Origin of the sequence: Paenirhodobacter ferrireducens (assembly GCF_004022265.1) — a bacterium.
GTDB classification, from domain to species: Bacteria; Pseudomonadota; Alphaproteobacteria; order Rhodobacterales; family Rhodobacteraceae; genus Rhodobacter; species Rhodobacter ferrireducens.
Window position 1 is genome coordinate 1 of the sequence record NZ_SAVB01000029.1, and the last position, 20,852, is coordinate 20,852.

The 20,852-nt window shown below is 66.3% G+C and carries 17 protein-coding genes, 1 tRNA gene and 1 pseudogene; 2 read left to right on the plus strand and 17 right to left on the minus strand.

Translation table 11 applies throughout. The annotated features are described in order from the left end of the window. The 8 genes and pseudogenes from EOW65_RS18175 to kdsA form a co-directional block, all read right to left on the minus strand. Positions 1-154, minus strand: a pseudogene (locus EOW65_RS18175) (IS5/IS1182 family transposase); the annotation flags it as partial. 25 nt (positions 155-179) lie between these two features. Next, positions 180-866 (minus strand): TetR/AcrR family transcriptional regulator, encoded by a 687-nt coding sequence (locus EOW65_RS18180; RefSeq protein ID WP_206364098.1) that lies wholly within the window; start codon positions 864-866, stop codon positions 180-182. Positions 867-1,234: 368 nt separating this feature from the next. After that, complete coding sequence (locus EOW65_RS18185) at positions 1,235-2,023, minus strand: DUF1217 domain-containing protein (RefSeq protein WP_128151846.1); 789 nt, start codon at positions 2,021-2,023, stop codon at positions 1,235-1,237. Further along, positions 2,020-2,424: a flagellar biosynthesis repressor FlbT gene (gene flbT, locus EOW65_RS18190; RefSeq protein WP_113898444.1), complete on the minus strand. Its 405-nt coding sequence runs from the start codon at positions 2,422-2,424 to the stop codon at positions 2,020-2,022. Before flbT ends, EOW65_RS18185 begins: the two co-directional genes overlap by 4 nt. Further along, entirely contained in the window at positions 2,421-2,777 is a 357-nt protein-coding gene (flaF, locus tag EOW65_RS18195) for a flagellar biosynthesis regulator FlaF (RefSeq protein WP_240664778.1), read from the minus strand. The genes flbT and flaF overlap by 4 nt, the downstream gene beginning before the upstream one ends. A gap of 99 nt (positions 2,778-2,876) precedes the next feature. Next, on the minus strand, positions 2,877-4,106 hold the full coding sequence (locus EOW65_RS18200; protein ID WP_128151850.1) for a flagellin: 1,230 nt from the start codon (positions 4,104-4,106) through the stop codon (positions 2,877-2,879). Positions 4,107-4,330: 224 nt separating this feature from the next. Beyond that, positions 4,331-5,149: a 3-deoxy-manno-octulosonate cytidylyltransferase gene (gene kdsB, locus EOW65_RS18205; RefSeq protein ID WP_128151852.1), complete on the minus strand. Its 819-nt coding sequence runs from the start codon at positions 5,147-5,149 to the stop codon at positions 4,331-4,333. Then, complete coding sequence (gene kdsA, locus EOW65_RS18210) at positions 5,146-5,979, minus strand: 3-deoxy-8-phosphooctulonate synthase (protein ID WP_128151854.1); 834 nt, start codon at positions 5,977-5,979, stop codon at positions 5,146-5,148. Before kdsA ends, kdsB begins: the two co-directional genes overlap by 4 nt. A gap of 216 nt (positions 5,980-6,195) precedes the next feature. On the opposite strand from kdsA, the gene EOW65_RS18215 reads away from it, so the two are divergent. After that, positions 6,196-8,130: a carboxypeptidase regulatory-like domain-containing protein gene (locus EOW65_RS18215; RefSeq protein WP_128151856.1), complete on the plus strand. Its 1,935-nt coding sequence runs from the start codon at positions 6,196-6,198 to the stop codon at positions 8,128-8,130. A 6-nt stretch (positions 8,131-8,136) separates the two neighbouring features. Here the strand turns inward: EOW65_RS18215 and mtgA are convergent, their stop codons facing one another. From mtgA to EOW65_RS18250, 7 genes are all read right to left on the minus strand, one after another. Beyond that, entirely contained in the window at positions 8,137-8,874 is a 738-nt protein-coding gene (mtgA, locus tag EOW65_RS18220; protein WP_128151858.1) for a monofunctional biosynthetic peptidoglycan transglycosylase, read from the minus strand. A gap of 49 nt (positions 8,875-8,923) precedes the next feature. Next, positions 8,924-9,496 carry a DUF1269 domain-containing protein gene (locus EOW65_RS18225; protein ID WP_128151860.1) on the minus strand — a complete coding sequence of 191 codons (573 nt, stop codon included), beginning with the start codon at positions 9,494-9,496 and terminating at the stop codon, positions 8,924-8,926. Between the two features lie 85 nt (positions 9,497-9,581). After that, on the minus strand, positions 9,582-14,120 hold the full coding sequence (gene gltB, locus EOW65_RS18230) for a glutamate synthase large subunit (RefSeq protein ID WP_128151862.1): 4,539 nt from the start codon (positions 14,118-14,120) through the stop codon (positions 9,582-9,584). 12 nt (positions 14,121-14,132) lie between these two features. Next, positions 14,133-14,852 carry a hypothetical protein gene (locus EOW65_RS18235; RefSeq protein WP_240664780.1) on the minus strand — a complete coding sequence of 240 codons (720 nt, stop codon included), beginning with the start codon at positions 14,850-14,852 and terminating at the stop codon, positions 14,133-14,135. A gap of 65 nt (positions 14,853-14,917) precedes the next feature. Beyond that, on the minus strand, positions 14,918-16,351 hold the full coding sequence (locus EOW65_RS18240; protein WP_128151865.1) for an NAD(P)-dependent oxidoreductase: 1,434 nt from the start codon (positions 16,349-16,351) through the stop codon (positions 14,918-14,920). A 220-nt stretch (positions 16,352-16,571) separates the two neighbouring features. Further along, a complete protein-coding gene (locus EOW65_RS18245; RefSeq protein WP_128151867.1) occupies positions 16,572-17,366 on the minus strand; it encodes an undecaprenyl-diphosphate phosphatase in 795 nt (264 codons plus the stop codon). 39 nt (positions 17,367-17,405) lie between these two features. Then, the gene (locus EOW65_RS18250) at positions 17,406-18,392 is read right to left on the minus strand and encodes a complex I NDUFA9 subunit family protein (RefSeq protein ID WP_128151869.1); all 987 of its coding nucleotides are present in this window, start codon (positions 18,390-18,392) and stop codon (positions 17,406-17,408) included. A gap of 160 nt (positions 18,393-18,552) precedes the next feature. Here EOW65_RS18250 and EOW65_RS18255 point away from each other — a divergent pair. After that, positions 18,553-18,637 (plus strand) — tRNA-Leu (locus EOW65_RS18255). A gap of 104 nt (positions 18,638-18,741) precedes the next feature. Here the strand turns inward: EOW65_RS18255 and EOW65_RS18260 are convergent. Together EOW65_RS18260 and EOW65_RS18265 are read right to left on the minus strand one after the other, a co-directional pair. Beyond that, positions 18,742-19,719, minus strand: coding sequence for an Lnb N-terminal periplasmic domain-containing protein (locus EOW65_RS18260; RefSeq protein WP_128151871.1), 978 nt, complete (start codon positions 19,717-19,719; stop codon positions 18,742-18,744). A gap of 106 nt (positions 19,720-19,825) precedes the next feature. Continuing rightward, the gene (locus tag EOW65_RS18265) at positions 19,826-20,848 is read right to left on the minus strand and encodes a restriction endonuclease (protein WP_128151873.1); all 1,023 of its coding nucleotides are present in this window, start codon (positions 20,846-20,848) and stop codon (positions 19,826-19,828) included. Positions 20,849-20,852: the final 4 nt, after the last annotated feature.

Here is a 20,852-nt window from a genome sequence, read left to right on the forward strand (position 1 = left end):
AGAAGGTCTCGGGGTGGCCGCGCTTGACGGCTCGCTCGGCCTGCCAAGACATTTCCGGATCGAACCAGACGGACAACGATCCTCGCCGCTTCAGCGAAGCGTTATAGCCGGACCAGTTCGTCGTGCGGTAGCGGGTGTTGGCAGGCTCTGGCATGCCAACGATCTAACCCTCAGGATTCTCAAGATGAATCCCTCTCACTGATATGTGCAACAAGCCCCTGCTCCGCGAGCACGCCTTGCAGCACGATCCCGATGTGGCGCTCGGTCTGGTCGAGCAGCGACTCGATCGGGCGCGCCGGTGCGGCAACGAAATTGCCGAAATACTGCGTGGTCAGGGCGAGGAGGATCTCGGCCAACGCCGGGGCATCGACCGAGGCGCGGATCTTCCCGGTCTCCTGATAGCGCAGCACCAGCCGGATGTAATGGCGCAGGATCAGGGTATTGAGCCGCGCACCGGTGCGGCTTGCCGGGCCTTCGGGCTCGAGGAAGGTCGCCGACAGGATGACCCGCCAGCACTCGCGCGAGAGACGCCGCATCGCCTGGCGCGCCAGCAGCGATTCGAAGGCAATCACCCCCTGCAGCGGCTCCTCGGGCAGGTTGCTCAGGAAGGCGCGCCGTTCGGGCAGCGAGGCGCGGACATGGCGCAGCGCCAGCGCCATCAGCAGGTTCGGCTTGGTGGCAAAGTAGTTGTAGACCGTCGCCGGCGCGACCAGGGCCTGTTCCGCGATCGCCTCGATATGCGTGCCCTCATAGCCACGCTCGCGGAACAGAAGCGCCGCCGCATCCAGAACCTGCTCGGCCCGCAGCCGCTTGTTCCGCTCTCTCAGGCCGCCCCGCGCCATCGCGATTTTTTTCGGAAGTGACATTCTTTTGGGCATGTCGGGTCGCTCCACTCCCTGATATATATTCGACTCTAAATTTAAAGTATGCACAAATAACCGTACCCCATCGAGTTTTAAACGGCCTGCGGACGGCGGCAAAGCAGGAAATGCCCGCGGCGGGGGAAGACCATACGGCATATCCGGACCAACGGGCTGCGCTGCCCCGCCCCGCGCCACCAGACCGGGATGCTGCAACCGCTCAGGAAGGTGCCGCGCCGGCCGAAGAGGGGCGCGGTGAGGTCGGCCCGCGCATGGCGGTGCCGCGGATCATCGAGATCTCGCACCATTGCTTCCCGTGCCAGGCGATGGATGGGCCCGGACGGTGCATCAAAGGCGGTGGACTTGCCGGCAGGTCAGGACTGCAAAAGCGCAAGCGCAACCGCACCGGGGCTTTGGAAGCTGACCTCAGAGATCTGCGCCCTGGCGAAATAGATCCGGTTCAGCTTTTCGAAGGATTCGGCGCCCGAGATCACCGCAAGATCCGACGTCCCGAAAACCTCGAAGGCCTTCTTCTGATAGATCTCCGCCTGCTGGTCGACATTGAGGGCCGCAACCTCGGATGGCAGGCCAAGCGCCGTCTGCAGGAAGGAACTCATCGGCCGCGAGCCGATGACAGCGTACCACCCTGCCCGCTGCGTGCTCTGCTTCGCGGCGATCTCGGGCAATTCGCGCCGGGCCGAAAGCGCCAGCCTGAGGCTGTCATCCGCCTCGCCCACCGCCGCCTCGAACTGACGGCTCTCGTATTTCTGCAAGATCTCGTCGGCGAAATCGGAAAGCTGCGTGCGCGGCACCGAGAAGTCACCGAAGCCAAACGCCTCGGACAGCTTGAGATAGCTTTTGTCGGAAAGCGTGTTCGCGAGAGACTTCGAATCGAGCGTGCCCTCGTTCAGCACCTTCAGAATGAAATACTTGTTGTTGATGTCGCCTTCCAGGCCGAAGGCGCCAAGCGCCACGGACAGCAGACGGCGATCCGAAACGAGGTCTTCCGCGGTCCGGATCGAGCCAATCTTTTCGCGGAAATAGGTCTCGTTGCGCTGGATCTCAGGCGATGCGGTGAAGGCCGCCATCTGTCGCCCCATCGTCCGGTTCAGCAGGCTCCAGCCGGCATAGCCACCGAACGGCAGGACGGGAGTGTAGCTCATGCGCCGGTCGCGGCGAGAAGCCGCTCCTCTCTCGGCAGCAGGCTGCGCAGCGCCTTCAGCGCCTGGTAGGTCTGCCCCTCAATCACCGCCGAGGTCGCAAGCGCCAGCTGCGCGCGGCTGTCATGATCGGTGAGAGCCTGGCTCAGCTGCTCGATCCCGCGCAGCAGCTGCACCTTCGCCTCGTCCCACTCGGCATCACCCGAGAGGACGAGCTGCGCGATGTAGCACACGCGCCGGACCGGTGTGTTGACCTCGTCGGGATGGACCGCGTCGCGCAGGCGCAGGATATGGGCATTGGGCGTCATGATCGCCAGCCGCGAGCGCCGCTCGCCATTCTCGATCACCGCGCCGTTGATCAGGACCCTTTCCTTCGGGGCCAGCTTGAGAACAAGACCCGTCATCCGTGTGCCCCCTCGTTGCGCAATCCCCTCATGATCGCGGTGTTGATGTCGACGAGAACCTCCGCCCGGGCCTGACCGAGCAACACCTTGCGGCTGTGCGCCTGGGTGAATTCCGCCAGATAGAAGAGGCGAGCGCGCAGCGGTGCGGGCAAGGGGTTTTGCGGCAGCGCGACATCCGTCGCCAGAATGGTCCACAGGCGCCGGTTGTCGTGAATGGCGCTGGCGAGTTCGACGAAATCGGCGCGCGCTTCGGCCTGTTTCATCCGTCGCGTCACACGCGCGAAGACCTCGTATTCGGTGGCACGCAGCGTGCGGATCGGCTGAGCGGGGTTCTCGTAGGCCGTCTTGGCCATGGTCGTCGCGGACACGGCAATACCTTTCTGTATTGGGGAAGACATCGCGCAGCTTTGGCGCGGAAGGCGGGGCGCCTCGGGGCGCCCCGCCGGGTGTCATCACTTGAACAGCGAGAGGATGTTCTGCGGCTGCTGGTTCGCGATCGACAGCGACTGGATGCCGAGCTGCTGCTGCGTCTGCAGCGCCTGCAGCCGGGCCGATGCCTCTTCCATATCGGCGTCGACGAGGGCGCCGATGCCGGTCTTCATCGCATCGGTCAGCTTCGAGACGAAATCCGCCTGGATGCCCAGCCGGTTTTCGACCGAACCGAAGTCGGCCGCCGCCGTCGTGGCCTTCTCGATCATGCTTTCGATGTTGACCAGCTGCGCCGAAAGCGTCGAGCCGTCGGTCACGTCGATCGTCGCCAGCAGCGAGAGATCCCCGGAATCGGCGTTCTTGTACTGACCGGTCACCGTCAGCGCGTCAGCGCCGGTGTTGGCAAGCGAGAGCGTCCCCGTCGTGGTCGAATCGTCGTAGGTCACGGTCAACCCCGAGATCCCGAGCCCGTCGATCGCGTTCTTGAGCCCGAAGGCGATCGACTCGGACTGGTCAACCCCCGCCCGCAGGTCGTCTTCGGTCACGGTATAGGTGGCGGCCTGGCCACCGATGTTCACCGAGATCGAATCGCCTGCCGCAAGATCCGCAACCGTGCCGTCAATCACGATGGAACCGGTTCCCGTTGTGGCATCGAGGCTGAAGGCGCTGGTGTCGGCACCCGCTGCGCTGAGCGATCCGGTGGCACCCGACCCCGTCGCAAAGACGCTGCGCGCGGTGTAGCCGCCGGTGGAGAAGTCCACGCCGCTCACCCCGATGTAGGAGGCCGAGACATTGCCCGACAGGTCGCGGTTGAGCGAGGACAGGATGTTGGTGGAGCCCTTGCTGCCGTCGATCAGGTTCAGGCCGTTGAACTGCGCCGAGCTGACCACCGAGGAGATCTGCGCCTTCAGCGCCTCCACGTCGGTCTGGATCTTGTCGCGATCAACGTTCTCGTCCTGCGCCGAAACGATCTTCGACTGCATCTGGGTCAGCAGATCGGTCACCGTCTCCGCCGCCTGGCGGGCCACGGCCACCGTTGATTCACCCAGCGACAGGCTGTCGGAGATCCCCTGGAACCCCTGGACGTCCGCCTCCATCACCTTGGAGATGGCCCAGACCGCCGCATTGTCCTTCGCGCTGCTCACCGTCTTGCCGGTCGAGATCTCGCTTTGCGTCTTCGACAGGCTGGAGTTGATGCCCTTGAGCGTCTGCAGCGCAACCATGGCGCTGGTGTTCGTCAGAATGCTGGACATATCAGGTCCTTCACTTTCCATTCGGCGCTTTGCGCCGGCTTCAGGTGCCGCCCTTTTGGGAAACGGCGCTCGTGGCGTTCTGACCATGCGGCACGCCTGTTGCGTCGCCGCGCCATTCCATCGGAATGCGAGCTGATCCTTGCAAAGAGATGCTAACGGAAAGCTAAGGGCCGGCATTTCTGCGGGCCCCGAATGCCTCAAATTTTCTGTGTCGGGGGAGCGGCTCAGTCGACGCCCATCTGCGCGAGATAGCCCTCGATCAGCGGTACGTCGCTCGGGTTGTTCAGCTCCCAGAACTTCGCGCCGGGGGCAAAGACTTCGACCGTCGAGACCGGGTAGCCGTTTTCGAGGAAGCGCAGCTGTTCGAGCCCTTCGAGCAGCTCGAGCGGGCCGGGCTCCCAGCCGGAATAGGCGGCGAGCGCCGCGCGGCGATAGGCGTAAAGCCCGACGTGGTGGAACACCGGCACGATGCCGTCGACCTCGCCCTGGCCATTGGTGAAGGGGATCACTTCCTTCGAGAAGTAAAGCGCCTGGCCCAGCTTGTTCGACACCACCGTGGTGGCGCCGACACGGCCGTTGCGGCGGTCCTCGATGAAATGGCCGACCGATTCGGCATCGCAGCGCAGCACCGGGGTGGCGATGCCACAGGACGGATTGGCGCGCATCGCGGCAATCAGCGCGGTGACGAAGCCCGGCGGCGTCAGCGGCGCGTCGCCCTGCAGGTTGACGATGATCTCGGCCCCGATCCCGGCGCGGTCGATCGCCTGCGCGACGCGCTCGGTGCCGTTGCGGCAGGCGGCGTCGGTCAGGATCACCTCGGCGCCGATGCGGGCGGCCTCGTCAGCAATGCGGGCGTCATCGGTCGCGACGTAAAGCGAGATTTCGCCGCCCGCCTCCTCGATCGCCTTGCGCCCGGCCATCACCGAGCGCTCGAGCAGGCTGCGCACCGTGCCCTTCGCCCCCTTCAGCGTCGCGAGCGGCTTGCCCGGGTAGCGGGTCGAGGCATAGCGCGCGGGAATGATGATGCAGGCGTCGGCGGTCATTTCGCGATCCGTTCCTTGTAAAGCGCATCGAAGGCACGCAGGTCGGCCACCAGGCCGGCGAGCTGGTCGATCGGGATCATGTTCGGCCCGTCCGAGGGCGCGTTGTCCGGGTCCTGATGGGTTTCGATGAACAGCGCCGAGACCCCCACGGCGCAGGCCGCCCGCGCCAGCACCGGCGCGAATTCGCGCTGCCCGCCCGAGGTGGTGCCCTGCCCGCCCGGCTGCTGCACCGAATGGGTGGCGTCGAACACCACCGGATAGCCGGTCTGCGCCATGATCGGCAGCCCGCGGAAATCGGTCACCAGGGTGTTGTAGCCGAACGAGGTGCCGCGGTCGCACAGCATGATGCGCTCGTTGCCGGTCGAGGCGATCTTGGCGGCGACATTCGCCATGTCCCAGGGCGCGAGGAACTGCCCCTTCTTCACGTTGATTGCCCGGCCGGTCTCGCCCGCAGCCAGCAGCAGGTCGGTCTGGCGGCACAGGAAGGCGGGGATCTGCAGCACGTCGCAGACCTCGGCGGCGATGGCGCAATGCCAGGGCTCGTGCACGTCGGTCAGAACCGGCACGCCGAATTCCTTGCCGATGTCGCCGAGGATCTGCAACCCGACCTCCATCCCGAGCCCGCGCGTGGTCGCGAGCGAGGAGCGGTTCGCCTTGTCATAGCTTGCCTTGAAGATGAAGCGCGTGCCGGTCGGCGCGCAGGCCTCGGCGATGCGTTCGGCCATCATCCGGGCATGGTCGCGGCTTTCAAGCTGGCACGGGCCGAGGATCAGGGCGATCGGGTTCGCCCCGCCGATCGCGATGTCGCCGATGGTCACGATGGAAGTCATGGTTCGTCCTTCACGCAATGCCTGCAGGCAGGTTCAAACGGCATATATGGGATTTCCGCGGCAAAAGGCAGCCCATTTGGCCGACCGGGGCCCCGCCGGCCGCAGGTGCGGTCTTCCGGCCATGAAAATGCCGCAGAATTCGGTTCTGACTGACCGCGGGCACAGTCTTTCCTTACCCAGGCCCGCGACGGATCCGGCCTCAGGACGAATCGACAGATGAGACAACCGACGGCTTTCGAGCAGGAACTCCTGCAATACATCAACCGCGCCCGGATGGACCCGGCCGGGGAATTCGACGCGCTGATCGCCAATGCTGGCAGCCGCACCGCCGTCGCCTCCGACATCACCACCGCGATCCGTTATTTCGGGGTCGATCTCGCACTGTTCCGCGAGCAGCTTGCCGCCTATGACCCGGTCGCGCCGCTCGCCTGGAACGGGCTGCTCGCCGATGCTGCGCTCGGACACAGCCGGCTGATGATCGATCAGGACACGCAGGCGCACCAGCTTTCCGGCGAGGCCGCGCTCGGCCCCCGGATTCTTGCCACGGGCTATCCGGCACTGCGGGTGGGCGAAAACATCTTCGCCTATGCCGAGAATGCGCTTTACGCCCATGCCGGCTTCTTCATCGACTGGGGCTATGGTCCGGGCGGGATGCAGGACCCGGCCGGGCACCGGGTCACGATCCTGAACGGTGCCTATACCGAGGTCGGCATCGGCGCGCTTGCCGACCGGTCTTCCTCGACCACCGTCGGCCCCTGGGTGGTGACCCAGGACTTCGGGGCCCGCGCGGATGCCGTACCACAGCTTCTGGGCGCGGTCTTTGACGATGCCGATGGCGATTCCGTCTACGATGCGGGCGAGGGGATGGGCGGCGTCACCGTCACCATCACCGGCAATGGCCACACGATGACCACCACGACCTGGGATGCGGGCGGCTACCAGCTCGGGCTCGATCCGGGCAGCTATTCGGTGGTTTTCTCGGGCGGCGGGCTCGACGGCGTGGTGCGCGGCACGGTCACCCTCGGCGGCGAGAACGCGGCGCTTGATGCCCGCGCCGCGGATGCCGTTCCGGCGATCACCACGATCAGCGGCGATGCTGCGGCGAACCGGCTGGCCGGCACGGTCTGGGAAGACCAGATCTTCGGCCGCGGCGGCGCCGACACGCTGATCGGCGGGGCCGGCGCCGACACGCTCGATGGCGGTTTCGGCAATGACCTGCTGAACGGCGGCTTCGGCCGAGATGTCCTGTTCGGCGGCAATGGCGCCGACACGCTCAACGGCGGCGCCGGGGCGGACCGGATGACCGGCGGCAACGGCTCCGACCTCTTCCATGTCGACACTGCCGGCGACCGGATCGTCGAATGGCGGAGCTGGGGGGGAACCGACACGGTGATCGCCTCGGTCGATTTCTCGCTGACGATGGCGCATCTCGAGAACCTGGTGCTCACCGGCACGGCCCTGCGCGGCATCGGCAATGCGCTGGCGAACCGGATCACCGGCACTGCCGGCGACAATTTCATCGACGGCGGCCGCAATGCCGATACCATGCTTGGTGGGGCGGGGGATGACGTCTATGTCGTGCGCGACGCCGGCGACCAGGTGATCGAATGGGCGAACCGCGGTCTCGACACCGTGCGCGCCTATGTCTCGACCGTGCTGCCGCAGAACGTCGAGCGGCTGTATCTGCAGCCCGCACGCGATGCCTCGGGTGCGGGGATCGAGGGGCTGAGCGGCACCGGCAATGCGCTCGCGAACACGCTCTTCGGCAATATGTTCGACAACACCCTGACCGGCCGGCAGGGAAATGACACGCTGCGCGGGGGCGCCGGCGCCGATGCCTTCGTCTTCGACCGGCTGCCGGGGGCGGAGAATGTCGACCACATCCTCGATTTCAACCGCAACGCCGCTGCCGAGGGCGATATGCTGCGCATGGCGCATTGGGCCTTCGCGGGGGTCGCCCGCGGCACGCTGTCCGAAACGGCCTTCCACGCCGGGGCAACGGCGCAGGATGCCGCGGACCGCTTCCTTTACGACGCCGCGGCCGGGCAATTGTGGTTCGACGCCGACGGCACAGGGGCGACCGACAGGGTTCTGGTCGCCACCTTCAGCGCCGGCACCGCGCTGAGCGCCGCCGACATCTTCGTGTTCTGAACCGGCTCAGTCGCGCGAGAAACAGGCGGCGCGGCCGTCGACACGGATCGTCTGCGCCCCGTCCGAGATCGCCCGTGCCCGACGCGAGACGAAAGTCGACGGGTGCGAGGCCGAGCGGCCCTTCGGGTCGGGCAGCACCGCGGCAAGCAGCGCCGCCTGCCGCGCCGTCAGCTTGTCGGGCGTGGTGCGGAAATAGTGGAAGGCCGCGGCGTTCACGCCGAACACGCCCTCGCCGAATTCCGCGACGTTGAGATAGACCTCGAGAATGCGCCGCTTGCTCCAGACGAATTCGACCACCGGGGTCAGCGCCGCTTCCATCGCCTTGCGCAGCCAGCTGCGCCCCTGCCACAGGAAGACGTTCTTCACCGTCTGCTGGCTGATCGTCGAGGCGCCACGGTCACCCCCGGCATCAATCGCCTGCCGGATCGCCTTCATGTCGAACCCCCAGTGACGGCAGAAATTCGCGTCCTCCGCGGCAACGACCGATCGCGCCACCACCGGCGCGATCTCGTCCATCGGCGTCCATTGCTGATCGACCGAGCCGAGCCGGCGCATCTCCGACCAGATCGTCAGGGTGATCGGCGGGTTGACGACGGTGTAGGCGACAATGAGCGCGACATAGGCCGCCGCGCCCCCCAGCACGAGGCGCGCAAGCCAACGCAGCGCCCAGCGCAGGGGCGCGCTTGCGCCCTGTGCGGCCGCGCCTGCGGCCTTCTTGCCCGGTGATGCCCTGCGTGCTGCCATGGCGCCATAAGTCATGCCCGGGCCGGTCAGGTCAAGATATCCGCGGCCCTCAATCGGGCCCGGCGCCGATCACCGGCTGCTTCCGTTCGGCGGCGGCCTCGGTCATCTCCTCGGCGCTGACCGCGGTGGTGCCGGCGCGCGCGATCGCCACGCGCAGCCGCGCCTCCATGTCCTCGGGCAGCTCGGTGCTCAGGCTGCGCCCGGTGGCGCCGAGATTGCGCAGCCGTTCCATCACCTCGGCGGCCCGCGCCCGGCGCAGCAACAGGAAGAGCACGGCGCCGCCTTGCGGCAGCGCGGTGGCGGCGCGGCGCATGAAATCATCGTTGATGCCGATGTCGGTATGCGCGCCCGCAAGCGCGCCGATGCCGGCGCCGATCGCGGCCCCCGCCACCGGAGCCAGAAAGACGAGCCCGATCAGCGCCCCCCAGGCGGTGCCACCAAGGGCACCGCTTGCGGTCAGGTTCAGCGGCTGGTGCAGGATCACCGCGCCCTCGGCGTCGCGCGTCGCCACCACCATGTCCTCGGCGTCGAGGAGGCCGGTGCGCTGCAGCTCGGCCAGCGAATCGCGCATGCCGAAAGCCGCCGCTTCGGTGTCGAAGGCCAGGATCAGAAGCTCAGCCATCTCGCTCTCCTTGTGGCTGCAAACGAACAGGGCGGGACCCGAAGGTCCCGCCCGTCAACGCCCGGAAACGGTATCCGGTTCCATCTCACTCGGCCGGCATCGCTGCCGGTTCGTCGCTGAGCGGATACGGCAGATGCACCAGCATCTCCTTCGGGCAGACCTGCAGGAAGTTCGCCCGTTCCGACTCCCAGTTCTGCAAGATCTCCGACGCCTTGCGCGAGCCGGTCTCCTTCGCATGCCGCTCGATCAGGCTGCGCAGCTGCGTCTCCCAATGCGAGTGGCCGATGCCGCAGGTCACGATGCTCTCGAGGTTCATGTAATCCTCGGCGACGCCTTCCGGGTCGTAGAGATAGGCCATGCCCCCGGTCATGCCGGCACCGAAGTTCGCCCCGATCCGGCCAAGGATCACCGCGACGCCGCCGGTCATGTATTCGCAGCCGTTCGAGCCACAGCCCTCGACCACCACCTTGGCGCCCGAGTTGCGCACCGCAAAGCGCTCACCCGCGCGGCCGGCGGCAAAGAGATAGCCGTCCGTCGCGCCATAGAGCACGGTGTTGCCGATGATCGTGTTCTCGGCCGCGACCAGCGGCGAGGACATCGGCGGACGGACCACGATGGTGCCGCCCGACAGACCCTTCGCCACATAGTCGTTGGCGTCGCCCGAAACCTCGATCTTCAGCCCCGGTGCCGCGAAGGCACCGAGCGACTGCCCGCAGGAGCCGGTCAGCTTCACCGTCAGATGGTCGGGCTGCAACGCGTTGCGCATCCCGAAGTTCTTGACGATGTGGCTCGAAGCGCGGGTGCCGATCGTGCGCAGCGTGTTGCGCACCGCATAGGACAGCTGCATCTTCTCGCCGTCTTCGAAGAAGCGGTGGCCGTCCTTGATGATCTCGGCATCGAGCGTATCGGGCACGTAGTTGCGCGGCTTCGAGCGGTCGTAGACGATCTTGTCCCAGCCATCGACGGTGATCAGCAGCGGGTTCAGGTCGAGATCGTCGAGATGCGCAGACCCGCGGCTGACCTGGGTCAGCAGGTCGGCGCGCCCGATCACCTCGTCGAGCGACCGCGCCCCGATCGAGGCGAGGATCTCGCGCACTTCCTGGGCGTAGAAGGTGATCAGGTTGACCACCTTGTCGGCCGTGCCGTGGAACTTGGCGCGCAGCACCGGGTCCTGGGTGCAGACGCCCACCGGGCAGGTGTTCGACTGGCACTGACGGACCATGATGCAGCCCATCGCGATCAGCGCCGCGGTGCCGATGCCGTATTCCTCGGCGCCCATCATCGCCGCCATCACGATGTCACGGCCGGTGCGCAGACCGCCGTCCGTGCGCAGCGTGACGCGCTCGCGCAGCTTGTTCATCGCGAGGACCTGATGCGCCTCGGTCAGCCCCATTTCCCACGGCAGACCCGCGAACTTGATCGAGGTCGCCGGCGAAGCGCCGGTGCCGCCGTTGTGGCCCGAGATCAGGATGATGTCGGCCTTCGCCTTGGCCACGCCGGCCGCGATCGTGCCGACGCCCGAGGACGCCACCAGCTTGACCGTGACCTTGGCACGCGGGTTGATCTGCTTGAGATCGTAGATCAGCTGCGCGAGGTCCTCGATCGAGTAGATGTCGTGGTGCGGCGGCGGCGAGATCAGCGTCACGCCCTTGGTCGAGTGCCGCAGACGCGCGATGAGCTCGGTCACCTTCATGCCCGGAAGCTGACCGCCCTCGCCGGGCTTGGCGCCCTGCGCGACCTTGATCTCCAGCTCCTCGCAGTGGTTCAGGTATTCGGCGGTCACGCCGAACCGGCCCGAGGCCACCTGCTTGATCTTCGCCGACGGGTTGTCGCCGTTCGGTTCGGGCACGAAATGCGCCGGATCCTCGCCGCCCTCGCCACTGTCCGACTTCGCGCCGATGCGGTTCATCGCGACGTTCAGCGTCTTGTGCGCCTCCGGCCCGAGCGCGCCGAGCGACATGCCCGGGGTGACGAAGCGCTTGCGAATCGAGGTGATCGATTCCACCTCCTCGATCGGCACCGCCTTGCCGAGCGGCTTGATGTCGAGCAGGTCGCGGATGTGGATGGGCGGGTTCGCCCGCATCATCGCCGAATACTGCTTCCACAGGTCATAGCTGGCCCGGTCGCAGGCCGATTGCAGCAGGTGCATCGTCTGCGCTTCCCAGGCGTGCTTCTCGCCGGTGCGGCGCGCCTTGTAGAAGCCGCCGATCGGCAGCACGTCCTGACCACCCAGCCAGCCCTTCGCATGCACCTGCTCCAGCTTGTGCTGGATGCCGTGCAGGCCGATGCCGGAGATGCGCGAATGCATGCCCGGGAAGAACTCGGCCACCATGGCGCGCGACAGGCCCACCGCCTCGAAGTTCAGACCACCGCGATAGGAGGAGATGATCGAGATCCCCATCTTTGCCATGATCTTCAGCAGGCCGGCGTCGATCGCATCACGATAGCGGCGCATGTTGTCGACGAGCGAGCCGGTCAGCAGGCCGCGCTCGATGCGGTCGTTGATGCTGTCCTGCGCGAGGTAGGGGTTCACCGTCGTCGCGCCCGCGCCGATCAGCACGGCGAAATAATGGCTGTCGATGCATTCGGCCGAGCGCACGTTCACCGAGGTGAAGGTGCGCAGCCCCTTGCGGGTCAGCCACGAATGCACCGCCGAGGTCGCGAGGATCATCGGCATCGCCACCTTTTCGGCATCCTGATGCTCGTCGGTCAGCACGAGGTGCAGCGCGCCCGAGCGCACCGCGTCCTCCGCCTCGGCGCGGATCCGCTCCAGCCCCTCGCGCAGCGCTTCCTGATCGGCGCCGGCGGGGAAGGTGCAGTCGATCACCGTCACCGACTCGCCGAAGACCTTCATCATCTCGGCATATTCGGCATTGGCGATGAACGGGCTCTCGAGGATCAGGATCTCGGTCTGCGAGCTGTCCTCGTCGAGCACGTTCTTCAGGTTGCCGAAGCGCGTCTTCAGCGACATCACCCGGCTTTCACGCAAAGAGTCGATCGGCGGGTTGGTGACCTGGGAGAAATTCTGCCGGAAGAAGTGGCTCAGCGGGCGATACTGCTTCGACAGCACCGCGGGCGGTGTGTCGTCGCCCATCGAGGCGAGCGCTTCCTTGCCGTCCTCGGCCATCGGCGCGAGGATCTGCTCGAGATCCTCGAGCGAGTAGCCCGCCGCGATCTGCCGCTTGCGCAGATCGGCGCCCGCGTGCAGCGCCTTTTCCGGCACGTCGCGCATGATCGCGTTCAGGTCGATCACCTTCTCGACCCAGTCGCCGAAGGGCTGACTGTTGGCGAGCCGGTCCTTGATCTCCTTGTCGTGGTAGAGCCTGCCCTCGCGCATGTCGACGGCGATCATCTGCCCCGGCCCGAGCGCGCCCTTTTCGCGCACGTTCATCTCGTCGACCGGAACCATGCCGGCCTCGGAGCCCGCGATCAGCATGCCGTCGCCGGTCACGACATAGCGCATCGGGCGCAGCCCGTTGCGGTCAAGCCCGCCGCAGACCCAGCGGCCGTCGGTCATGGCAAGCGCCGCGGGGCCGTCCCAGGGCTCCATCACCGCGTTGCAGTAGGCATACATGTCCTGCCACTTCTTCGGCATGTCGGTCGTCGCCTTCGACCAGGCCTCGGGCACCAGCATCGTCTTCGTCATCGGCGCCGAGCGGCCCGAACGCACCATCACCTCGAACACGGCATCAAGCGCGCCCGAGTCGGAGGTGCCCGACGGGATGATCGGCTTGATATCCTCGGCCGCGTCGCCGAAGGCCGAGGAGGCCATGCGGATCTCGTGGCTCTTCATCCAGTTGACGTTGCCCTTCAGCGTGTTGATCTCGCCGTTGTGGGCGAGCATGCGGAAGGGCTGCGCCAGCCACCACTGCGGGAAGGTGTTGGTGGAATAGCGCTGGTGATAGATCGCGAAGGCCGATTCGAAACGATCGTCCTTCAGGTCCGGGTAGAATTCGGCGACCTGCTCGGCCAGCATCATGCCCTTGTAGATGATCGAGCGCGTCGACAGCGAGCAGATGTAGAGCCCGGAGATCTGCGCCGCGATCGCCGCCTTCTCGATGCGGCGGCGGATGACGTAGAGCTCGCGCTCGAAGGTCTCGTCGTCGATGTCCTTCTCGCAGCGGATCAGGATCTGCTCGATCTCGGGACGCGTCGCATTCGCCTTCTCGCCCAGCACCTCGGTGTTCACCGGCACGTGGCGCCAGCCATAGATGTAGTGCCCCATCCGCAGCACTTCGCTTTCGACGATCGTGCGGCAGCGCTCCTGCGCGCCGAAATCGATGCGCGGCAGGAAGATCTGGCCAACGGCAACCTTCTTCTCCATGTCCGGCTCGTGGCCGGTGCGGCGGATCTGGTCATAGAAGAAGGGCGCCGGGATCTGCACGTGAATGCCCGCGCCGTCGCCGGTCTTGCCATCGGCATCGACCGCGCCGCGGTGCCAGATCGCCTTCAGCGCCTCGATGCCGCTCGCCACGACCCGGCGCGAGGCCTTGCCGTTCAGCGCCACGACGAGACCGACGCCGCAGGACGCCTTCTCGTCGTCCTCGCGGTAGAGCGAGTTCTCCGCCATCCACTTGCGCTTCGCTTCCTCGGCGGCAACCCAGGCTTCATCGTATTTCGTCATCACAGTGCCTCCTCAGAGAGTGGGACGGTCAGGGTTCGGGGACATGTTGGTCATCATCATGTCGCAATCAAATTCGGGCTCGGCCGCGGCAAAGCCCTTGTCGCCCGGAAAGGCGAAGGTCACGGGCGCCTGCGAGATCTCGCTGTGGTCGCCCTGGACGGTTTCATAGGTCTCGGTATCCGAGAAGAAGAGACGCAGCTTGCGCGAGATCAGCTGCATCCCCTTGCGGGTGGCGAGCGCAGTGCCGGCGCCGTCCTCGATCCGCATCTCGAAGCTGCAACGCTCGAGGGGCTGCCCCCCGATCGTCACGCTCTCGCCGGTCAGCTGATCGTGGCCGATGTAGCGCCGCACCTCGCCGCTCGACGAGCGGGTGACAAAGTCGTAATCGTCACGGCCCGTTGACAGCAGCGCGCTGAACGAGGCGTTGTCGGCCGAGGCGGCGGCGTCGAGCGCATCATAGTCGCCGGTCTCGAGGTCGAGGCTGGCGATCCAGCGCGTCTCGCTGTCGATGTGGCTGCGGAAGAACTCGCCCTTGCCATCGGCCAGCGACACCCATTGATCGCCCGCGGGGTCGCCCGCGCAGCGATAGTGGTTGGCGACCTGGCACGAATGCAGCTGCACCGTCATCTCGAGCGTGCAGCCCGGCGGTGGCGCGAAGGTGCCGCCGGCCAGCGCCGGCAGGGCCGCGCACAGCCCTCCGAACAGAGCCAGATATGCCAGAACAGGACGCATTCTCATCCTTCCGAACGGGGTCGGGACCGCCCGTGTCGGCCGGGGCCGGACACGGGAAAGGTCGTTCACTCGGCCGCGACGCGCGAGGCGCCGTCGAGATACTTGACGATCTCGGCGCCGGCCTCGCGGCCGTCACGGATCGCCCAGACCACGAGCGAGGCACCGCGCACGATGTCGCCCACGGCATAGACGCCGGGCAGCGAGGTCGCATGGGTGCCGAAGGCCGCCTTGATCGTGCCCCAGCGGGTGGTCTCGAGCGCGTCGACGCCCCACATCTCGGGCAGGTTCTCGGGCTCGAAGCCGAGCGCCTGGATCACCAGATCGGCCGGTTCCTCGTAGATCCCGCCCTCGATCGGTTCGGGCGACTGCCGGCCCGAGGCGTCGGGCGCGCCCAGCTTCATGCGCTGGATCGTCACCGAACGCACCGGGTTGCCGGAAAACGCCTTGGGCGCGGCGAGCCAGACGAATTCGGCGCCCTCTTCCTCGGCGTTCTTCACCTCGCGCTGCGAGCCCGGCATGTTCGCCCGGTCGCGGCGGTAGACGCATTTGACCGAGGTCGCACCCTGACGGATCGAGGTGCGCACGCAGTCCATCGCGGTGTCGCCGCCGCCGATCACCAGCACGCGCTTGCCCTCGGCGTTCAGCGTGCCGTCGTCGTATTCCGGGACGTCGTCGCCGAAGCCCTTCTTGTTCGAGGCGGTGAGGAAGTCGATCGCGCGCACGATCCCCGCGGCATCGGCGCCCGGATCGCGCAGATCGCGCGTCTTGTAGACGCCCGTGGCGATCAGCACCGCGTCATGCTTGCCGCGGATCGCGTCGAAGGAGATGTCCTCGCCGACGTTGCAGTTCAGCACGAACTCGACGCCGCCTTCCTCGAGCTGCTTGACGCGGCTCATCACCACGTCCTTTTCCAGCTTGAAGCCCGGGATGCCATAGGTCAGCAGCCCGCCGGCGCGGTCGTGGCGTTCATAGACGGTGACCTGGACGCCCGCCCGGCGCAGCGCGTCGGCCGCGGCAAGGCCGCCCGGGCCGCCGCCGATGATCCCCACGCTTTCCGCGCGCTCGACCGCCGGCTTGATCGGCTTGACCCAGCCCATGTCCCAGGCGGTGTCGGTGATGTATTTCTCGATCGCGCCGATCGTCACCGTGCCGTGGCCCGACTGCTCGATCACGCAGTTGCCTTCGCACAGGCGGTCCTGCGGGCAGATCCGGCCGCAGATCTCGGGGAAGGTGTTGGTGGCCTGACTGATCTCGTAGGCCTCCTGCAGCCGGCCCTCGGCGGTCAGGCGCAGCCAGTCGGGGATGTTGTTGTGCAGCGGGCAATGCGAGTGGCAGTAGGGCACGCCGCACTGGCTGCAGCGGCTGGCCTGCTCGGCCGCCTTGGCATCGGCGAACTCGCGGTAGATCTCGTGGAAATCCTGCGAGCGCACGGTCGCGTCACGCTTCTCGGGCATCTCCTTCGCCGTGTGGACGAACTTGAGCATGCGTTGCTGTGCCATGGATGCGCCTCCCATTGGTGCAATTCCGGGTGCGCATGAGTTACACCCCTTCGCGGAGGAATAAAAGTCAGCATACATGACCTAAATGGCCGAAAAATACTGGGATGACCGAGGTGGGGTGAATTTTTTAGGCCAAATAACGTCAGCAATTATGACGTATGCGCAATTCGGCAAGAAAATCAGGGGCGGGAATCACCGATGTGAGGGTGATTCTCTCGTTTCAGTTGACGACACCGGCCTGCGCAAGGGCAAGCAGAACCGCGCCGAAGGCGATGCGATAGATCGCGAAAGAGGTGAAGCGATGCGTCCGGATGAAGCCGAGCAGCCATTTCACCGCGATGAAGGCGGTCACGGTCGACACGGCAAAGGCGATGCCGAGCCCGGTCCAGTCTTCCTGGCCGACGCCGTCCTTCACCTGCTTCAGAAGCTCATAGCCGCTCGCCGCATACATTGTAGGGATGCCGACGAGGAAGGCGAACTCGGTCGCTGCGGCGCGGTTCGAGGTGCCGAGCAGCATCGCGGCAAAGATCGTCGCGCCCGAGCGCGAGGTGCCGGGGAAGATCCCGGCGACGATCTGCGCAAGGCCCACGGCAATCGCGACGCGCAAGGTGATGCGGGTGCTGTCGGGAAGCCGCGCGGCAAGGGCCTCGGCGCCGAGGATCCAGAAACCGCCCAGAACCAGGGCCCAGGCGATGGGGGTGACCGTCTCGGGCAGCTCGAAGCCCAGCTTCTTCACCACCAGGCCAAGCACGGCGGTGATCCCGAAGGCGATGGTCAGCTTGAGCAGGTAATCGCGGTTCTCGGGGTCGCGCCAGTTCAGGAACAACCCGACGATCCGCTGCCAGTAGATCAGCGTGACGGCGAGGATCGCCCCCGCCTGGATCACGATGTTGTAGGTGTCGGACCGGGCGCCAAGCCAGTGTTCGGCCAGCAGCAGGTGCCCGGTGCTCGAGATCGGCAGGAACTCGGTGATGCCCTCGATGATGCCGAGGAGCACGTCATTCAGATAGGACAAGCTGTCCTCCCATGCGGGATGTGCTGCCGCCGCCCCGGATCAGGACGGCTTGCGCAGGTTCTTCGCCGAGGCCTGGATCGCCTCGTACTGCCCATGCGGGCGGAAGCGCCACAGATAGTCGGGCAGGATCGCGCCCATCGGCGTCGGCGTGATGCCGAGCGCGTCGAAACCCCTGGCGCCGGCCGAGACCACGCTGTCGGTATAAAGATTGCGGACCTGGTCGAAGGTCAGGACCTTGTTCGCGACGAGCCCGCCGGTCAGCCCCTGCACCGCATCGCCCGCGACACCGATCGCCGAGGCGACGACGCGCGGCAGGTTCAGCACCAGACGGCGACGGTCGATCACCGCCAGCATGCGCTGCATCAGCTGCTTGAAGGTCTCGACGTCCGGGCCGCCCAGTTCGAAGACACCCTGCGCCTCGCCCAGAACGCCCTTCACCGCGGCCTTCGCCACGTCATCGACATAGACCGGCTGGAAGCGGGTGTTGCCGCCGGCGATCGGCAGGATCGGGCCGAATTTCGTCATCGCGGCGAATTTGTTGAAGAACTGATCTTCGGTGCCGAAGATCACCGAGGGGCGCAGGATCATCGCCATCGGGAAGGCCTTGAGAACCGCGGCCTCGCCCGCCGCCTTGGTGCGGCTGTACTCGCTGTGCGAGCCGGCATCGGCGCCAAGCGCCGAGATGTGCACCAGCCGCGTGACGCCGGTTTCCGCCGCGATCTTGGCGATGCGCTGCGCGCCTTCGGCATGGATCGCACCGAAGCGGTTCTTGCCGCGGCCGAGCAGGATGCCGACGCAGTTCACCACCGCATCCGCGCCGTGCATCGCGGCGCGCACGCTCGCGTCGTCACGGACGTTGCACAGCACCGGCTCGACCTGGCCGACGGCGCCATAGGGCTTGGTGAAGAGAGCCTCGTTCGGGCGCCGCACGGCGATGCGCACGCGCCAGCCTTCCTTCGCCATCCGGCGGGCGATGTACCGCCCGACGAACCCCGAACCGCCATAGATCGTGACCAGCTTCGACATCGGCTTCGGCCCCCTGCTGAGAAAAAGTCGCGTCCTGATTACCGCCAACCCCCCTGCCAAACAAGACCCTGACGAAGGTGTTGCAGCGGCGTGAAGATTTTCTTGTCGAACCCTGTTGACACTCCCCGCGGGGGTCGGTAAATCCCCCCTCACATCACCGGCCCAGGTGGCGGAATTGGTAGACGCGCACGGTTCAGGTCCGTGTGCCGCAAGGCGTGGAGGTTCGAGTCCTCTTCTGGGCACCAATACTTCGAAAGCCGCGCAACCCCTTCAGGTTGCGCGGCTTTCGTGTTTTTCGGCCGCCATCCCCGGTGCCGTCCCCGGTGCGGCCGAAGCGCGGACCGCGCCGCTATTTCAGACGGATCGCCGCAGAATAGCCAAACCCGGGATGTCGCGCCTCGGCACCGGGGCGCAGCAGCGCGGCGGCGCGGCGCTCGGCCATCGTGCCCTCGCCGCCGAGGACATGGAGCGCCTCGAGATATTCAGGCAGGCGGCCCGACAGGATCAGCTTGTCACTCAGCGGCAGATCCGATTTCAGGCCAAGGGCCAGCCCGTAGACCACCGTTGTGCAATTCGCCGTGAGGGTGTTGTAAAAGCGCGGCTGCCGCTCAAGCTGCTGGGCAAGGCCGACGTAGGACAGGAACAGCGTACGGCGTTGTTCGGGGGAGAGAAGCACCGGATACATCCGCACCTCCTCGCGCCGCAGGTCGGTGCGCAGGCGCAGGATGTCGCGCTCGGTCGCGGCAATCAGCACCAGCTCGAACTGACGGAAGAAGCCGCCGACCTCGTTGAACTCCTCGCCTTCTTCGCGACGAATCTCGACCGAGAAGACGACATGCTCGCCGGTGCGGAAGCCGAAACTCACCAGCAGATGGGCGATATCGGGATTGTCCCAGACCGAGGTGATCATATCGACGGTGTCGAGCTGGTTCAGATCGAGGCGGCGGGTGATCCAGCGCGGCGTCGCCTCGTCCGCGCTGGACCAGTCGAAATCGCGCAGGTTGTCGAGCGTGACGGTATCGCCCGAAATCCGGGCGGTCACGCCGCGCGACACATCCACCGCCCAATCCCGATCGGCGCGCGGGGTGATCGTCTGATACCAGCTCGCAACCACAAGCGCGGCGAGGGCAAGCACTGCCCAGCCGGCCCGGCGCCGGCGCTTTCGCGCAAGAAACGCGGCCGCCGCGGCAAGCGCCAGCACGCCAAGGGCGGCAAGCCGCATGACCCCGGTCAGATGCAGCCAGAGCGCCGTGGCGGCCCATGCGGCACCGAAAAGCACGACCAGCGCGAAAAGGACATCGGAGAAAAGGCGCAGGGCGCGGGCCATCGGAACTGTCCTTTGCCGGGACTCAGGAACTTGCGAAAGGATCGGGCGAGTGGCCTTTGCCGCGTCGCCGTGCAGGGGGGGCATTGCGGCGACTGCCGCGGTCGCCTCAGCCCTGCAGATCGGGCACGTAGATCTGCTTGAGCGGAATGATCGAGCGATAGCGCGGCGCGAGTCGCGCATAATGTTCGAGCAGCAGCTCCACGAAATCCTCGCCGTCGATCAGCCGCAGCTTCGGGCGGTTGCGCTCCAACTGGATCGACTGGCTGCTGTACGAGCCGAGCGTGATGAACAGGCCACATTCGCCTTCGCCCAGAGTGCCGAGCAGCTGATCCACCTCTGGGCGCGAGATCTGATCGGTCTTGCGCTTGCACTGCACTTTCAGGATCGGCGGCTCGAACCCGAGCTTGTCCCGATGCGCGATCACGTCGACACCGCCGTCGCCCGAACGCGGCGTCACCCGGGCGGTGTAATCCATGCACTCCAGCAGATGGGCGACGAGCTCCTCGAACTCGTAGCCCGAGAGCTTCGCGATGATCTGCCGGATCACAAAATCGCCTGTCGTCATCTCGGCCTGGCGCGACACGGCCACCGTGGCGGTATCGTCATCGGTCGCAGGCTCGGCTGGCAGGGCTGCGGTGTCGGACGGTTGCGGTGCGGCCAGGCCGATCTTATCCAGAAATTCCGCGGCATGCTCGCGCACGGCGAAGAGCGTGATGAAGGAGCCGATCTCGTTCAGGGCGCTCTGACTGAAGCTGTTGCGCGGGAACCGCCCCAGCCACTCGACGCGGCGGTGATTGGGGTATTCGTCAGGATCGCCCAACACATGCGCGTAATCACCCCGGAAACGCCCGACATTGACCATGCGGTCGTGCTTCGAGGGATAGATGACGATGTCGCCGGCGCGGATTTCGCGGCAAAAGCGGAACAGCGTGCCGGCATCGACAGGCAGGGCACCCGGCTTCTTGTCAGGATAGATGCGGGCGAGCGCGACCTTGAGCGCCTCGCGGTCCGGATACTGGCGAAGATCGCCCATTTCAGGCCAGCCGATGGCCACATAGCCTTGCTCGATCGGGCGCGCGGCGACGTGCTCGCCCATGTGGATGCCCCAAACCGCCATCGGTTGCGCCATGCTG

Bases quoted from the DNA above. Each gene is read 5' to 3' on its own strand.
- EOW65_RS18200 (WP_128151850.1), bottom strand. From the start codon at position 4,106: ATGTCCAGCATTCTGACGAACACCAGCGCCATGGTTGCGCTGCAGACG.
- EOW65_RS18185 (WP_128151846.1), bottom strand. From the start codon at position 2,023: ATGAGCTACACTCCCGTCCTGCCGTTCGGTGGCTATGCCGGCTGGAGC.
- EOW65_RS18180 (WP_206364098.1), bottom strand. From the start codon at position 866: ATGTCACTTCCGAAAAAAATCGCGATGGCGCGGGGCGGCCTGAGAGAG.
- mtgA (WP_128151858.1), bottom strand. From the start codon at position 8,874: ATGGCAGCACGCAGGGCATCACCGGGCAAGAAGGCCGCAGGCGCGGCC.
- EOW65_RS18250 (WP_128151869.1), bottom strand. From the start codon at position 18,392: ATGTCGAAGCTGGTCACGATCTATGGCGGTTCGGGGTTCGTCGGGCGG.
- EOW65_RS18225 (WP_128151860.1), bottom strand. From the start codon at position 9,496: ATGGCTGAGCTTCTGATCCTGGCCTTCGACACCGAAGCGGCGGCTTTC.
- kdsB (WP_128151852.1), bottom strand. From the start codon at position 5,149: ATGACCGCCGACGCCTGCATCATCATTCCCGCGCGCTATGCCTCGACC.
- flaF (WP_240664778.1), bottom strand. From the start codon at position 2,777: ATGGCCAAGACGGCCTACGAGAACCCCGCTCAGCCGATCCGCACGCTG.
- EOW65_RS18260 (WP_128151871.1), bottom strand. From the start codon at position 19,719: ATGGCCCGCGCCCTGCGCCTTTTCTCCGATGTCCTTTTCGCGCTGGTC.
- EOW65_RS18240 (WP_128151865.1), bottom strand. From the start codon at position 16,351: ATGGCACAGCAACGCATGCTCAAGTTCGTCCACACGGCGAAGGAGATG.
- EOW65_RS18215 (WP_128151856.1), top strand. From the start codon at position 6,196: ATGAGACAACCGACGGCTTTCGAGCAGGAACTCCTGCAATACATCAAC.
- flbT (WP_113898444.1), bottom strand. From the start codon at position 2,424: ATGACGGGTCTTGTTCTCAAGCTGGCCCCGAAGGAAAGGGTCCTGATC.
- gltB (WP_128151862.1), bottom strand. From the start codon at position 14,120: ATGACGAAATACGATGAAGCCTGGGTTGCCGCCGAGGAAGCGAAGCGC.
- kdsA (WP_128151854.1), bottom strand. From the start codon at position 5,979: ATGACTTCCATCGTGACCATCGGCGACATCGCGATCGGCGGGGCGAAC.
- EOW65_RS18235 (WP_240664780.1), bottom strand. From the start codon at position 14,852: ATGCGTCCTGTTCTGGCATATCTGGCTCTGTTCGGAGGGCTGTGCGCG.
- EOW65_RS18265 (WP_128151873.1), bottom strand. From the start codon at position 20,848: ATGGCGCAACCGATGGCGGTTTGGGGCATCCACATGGGCGAGCACGTC.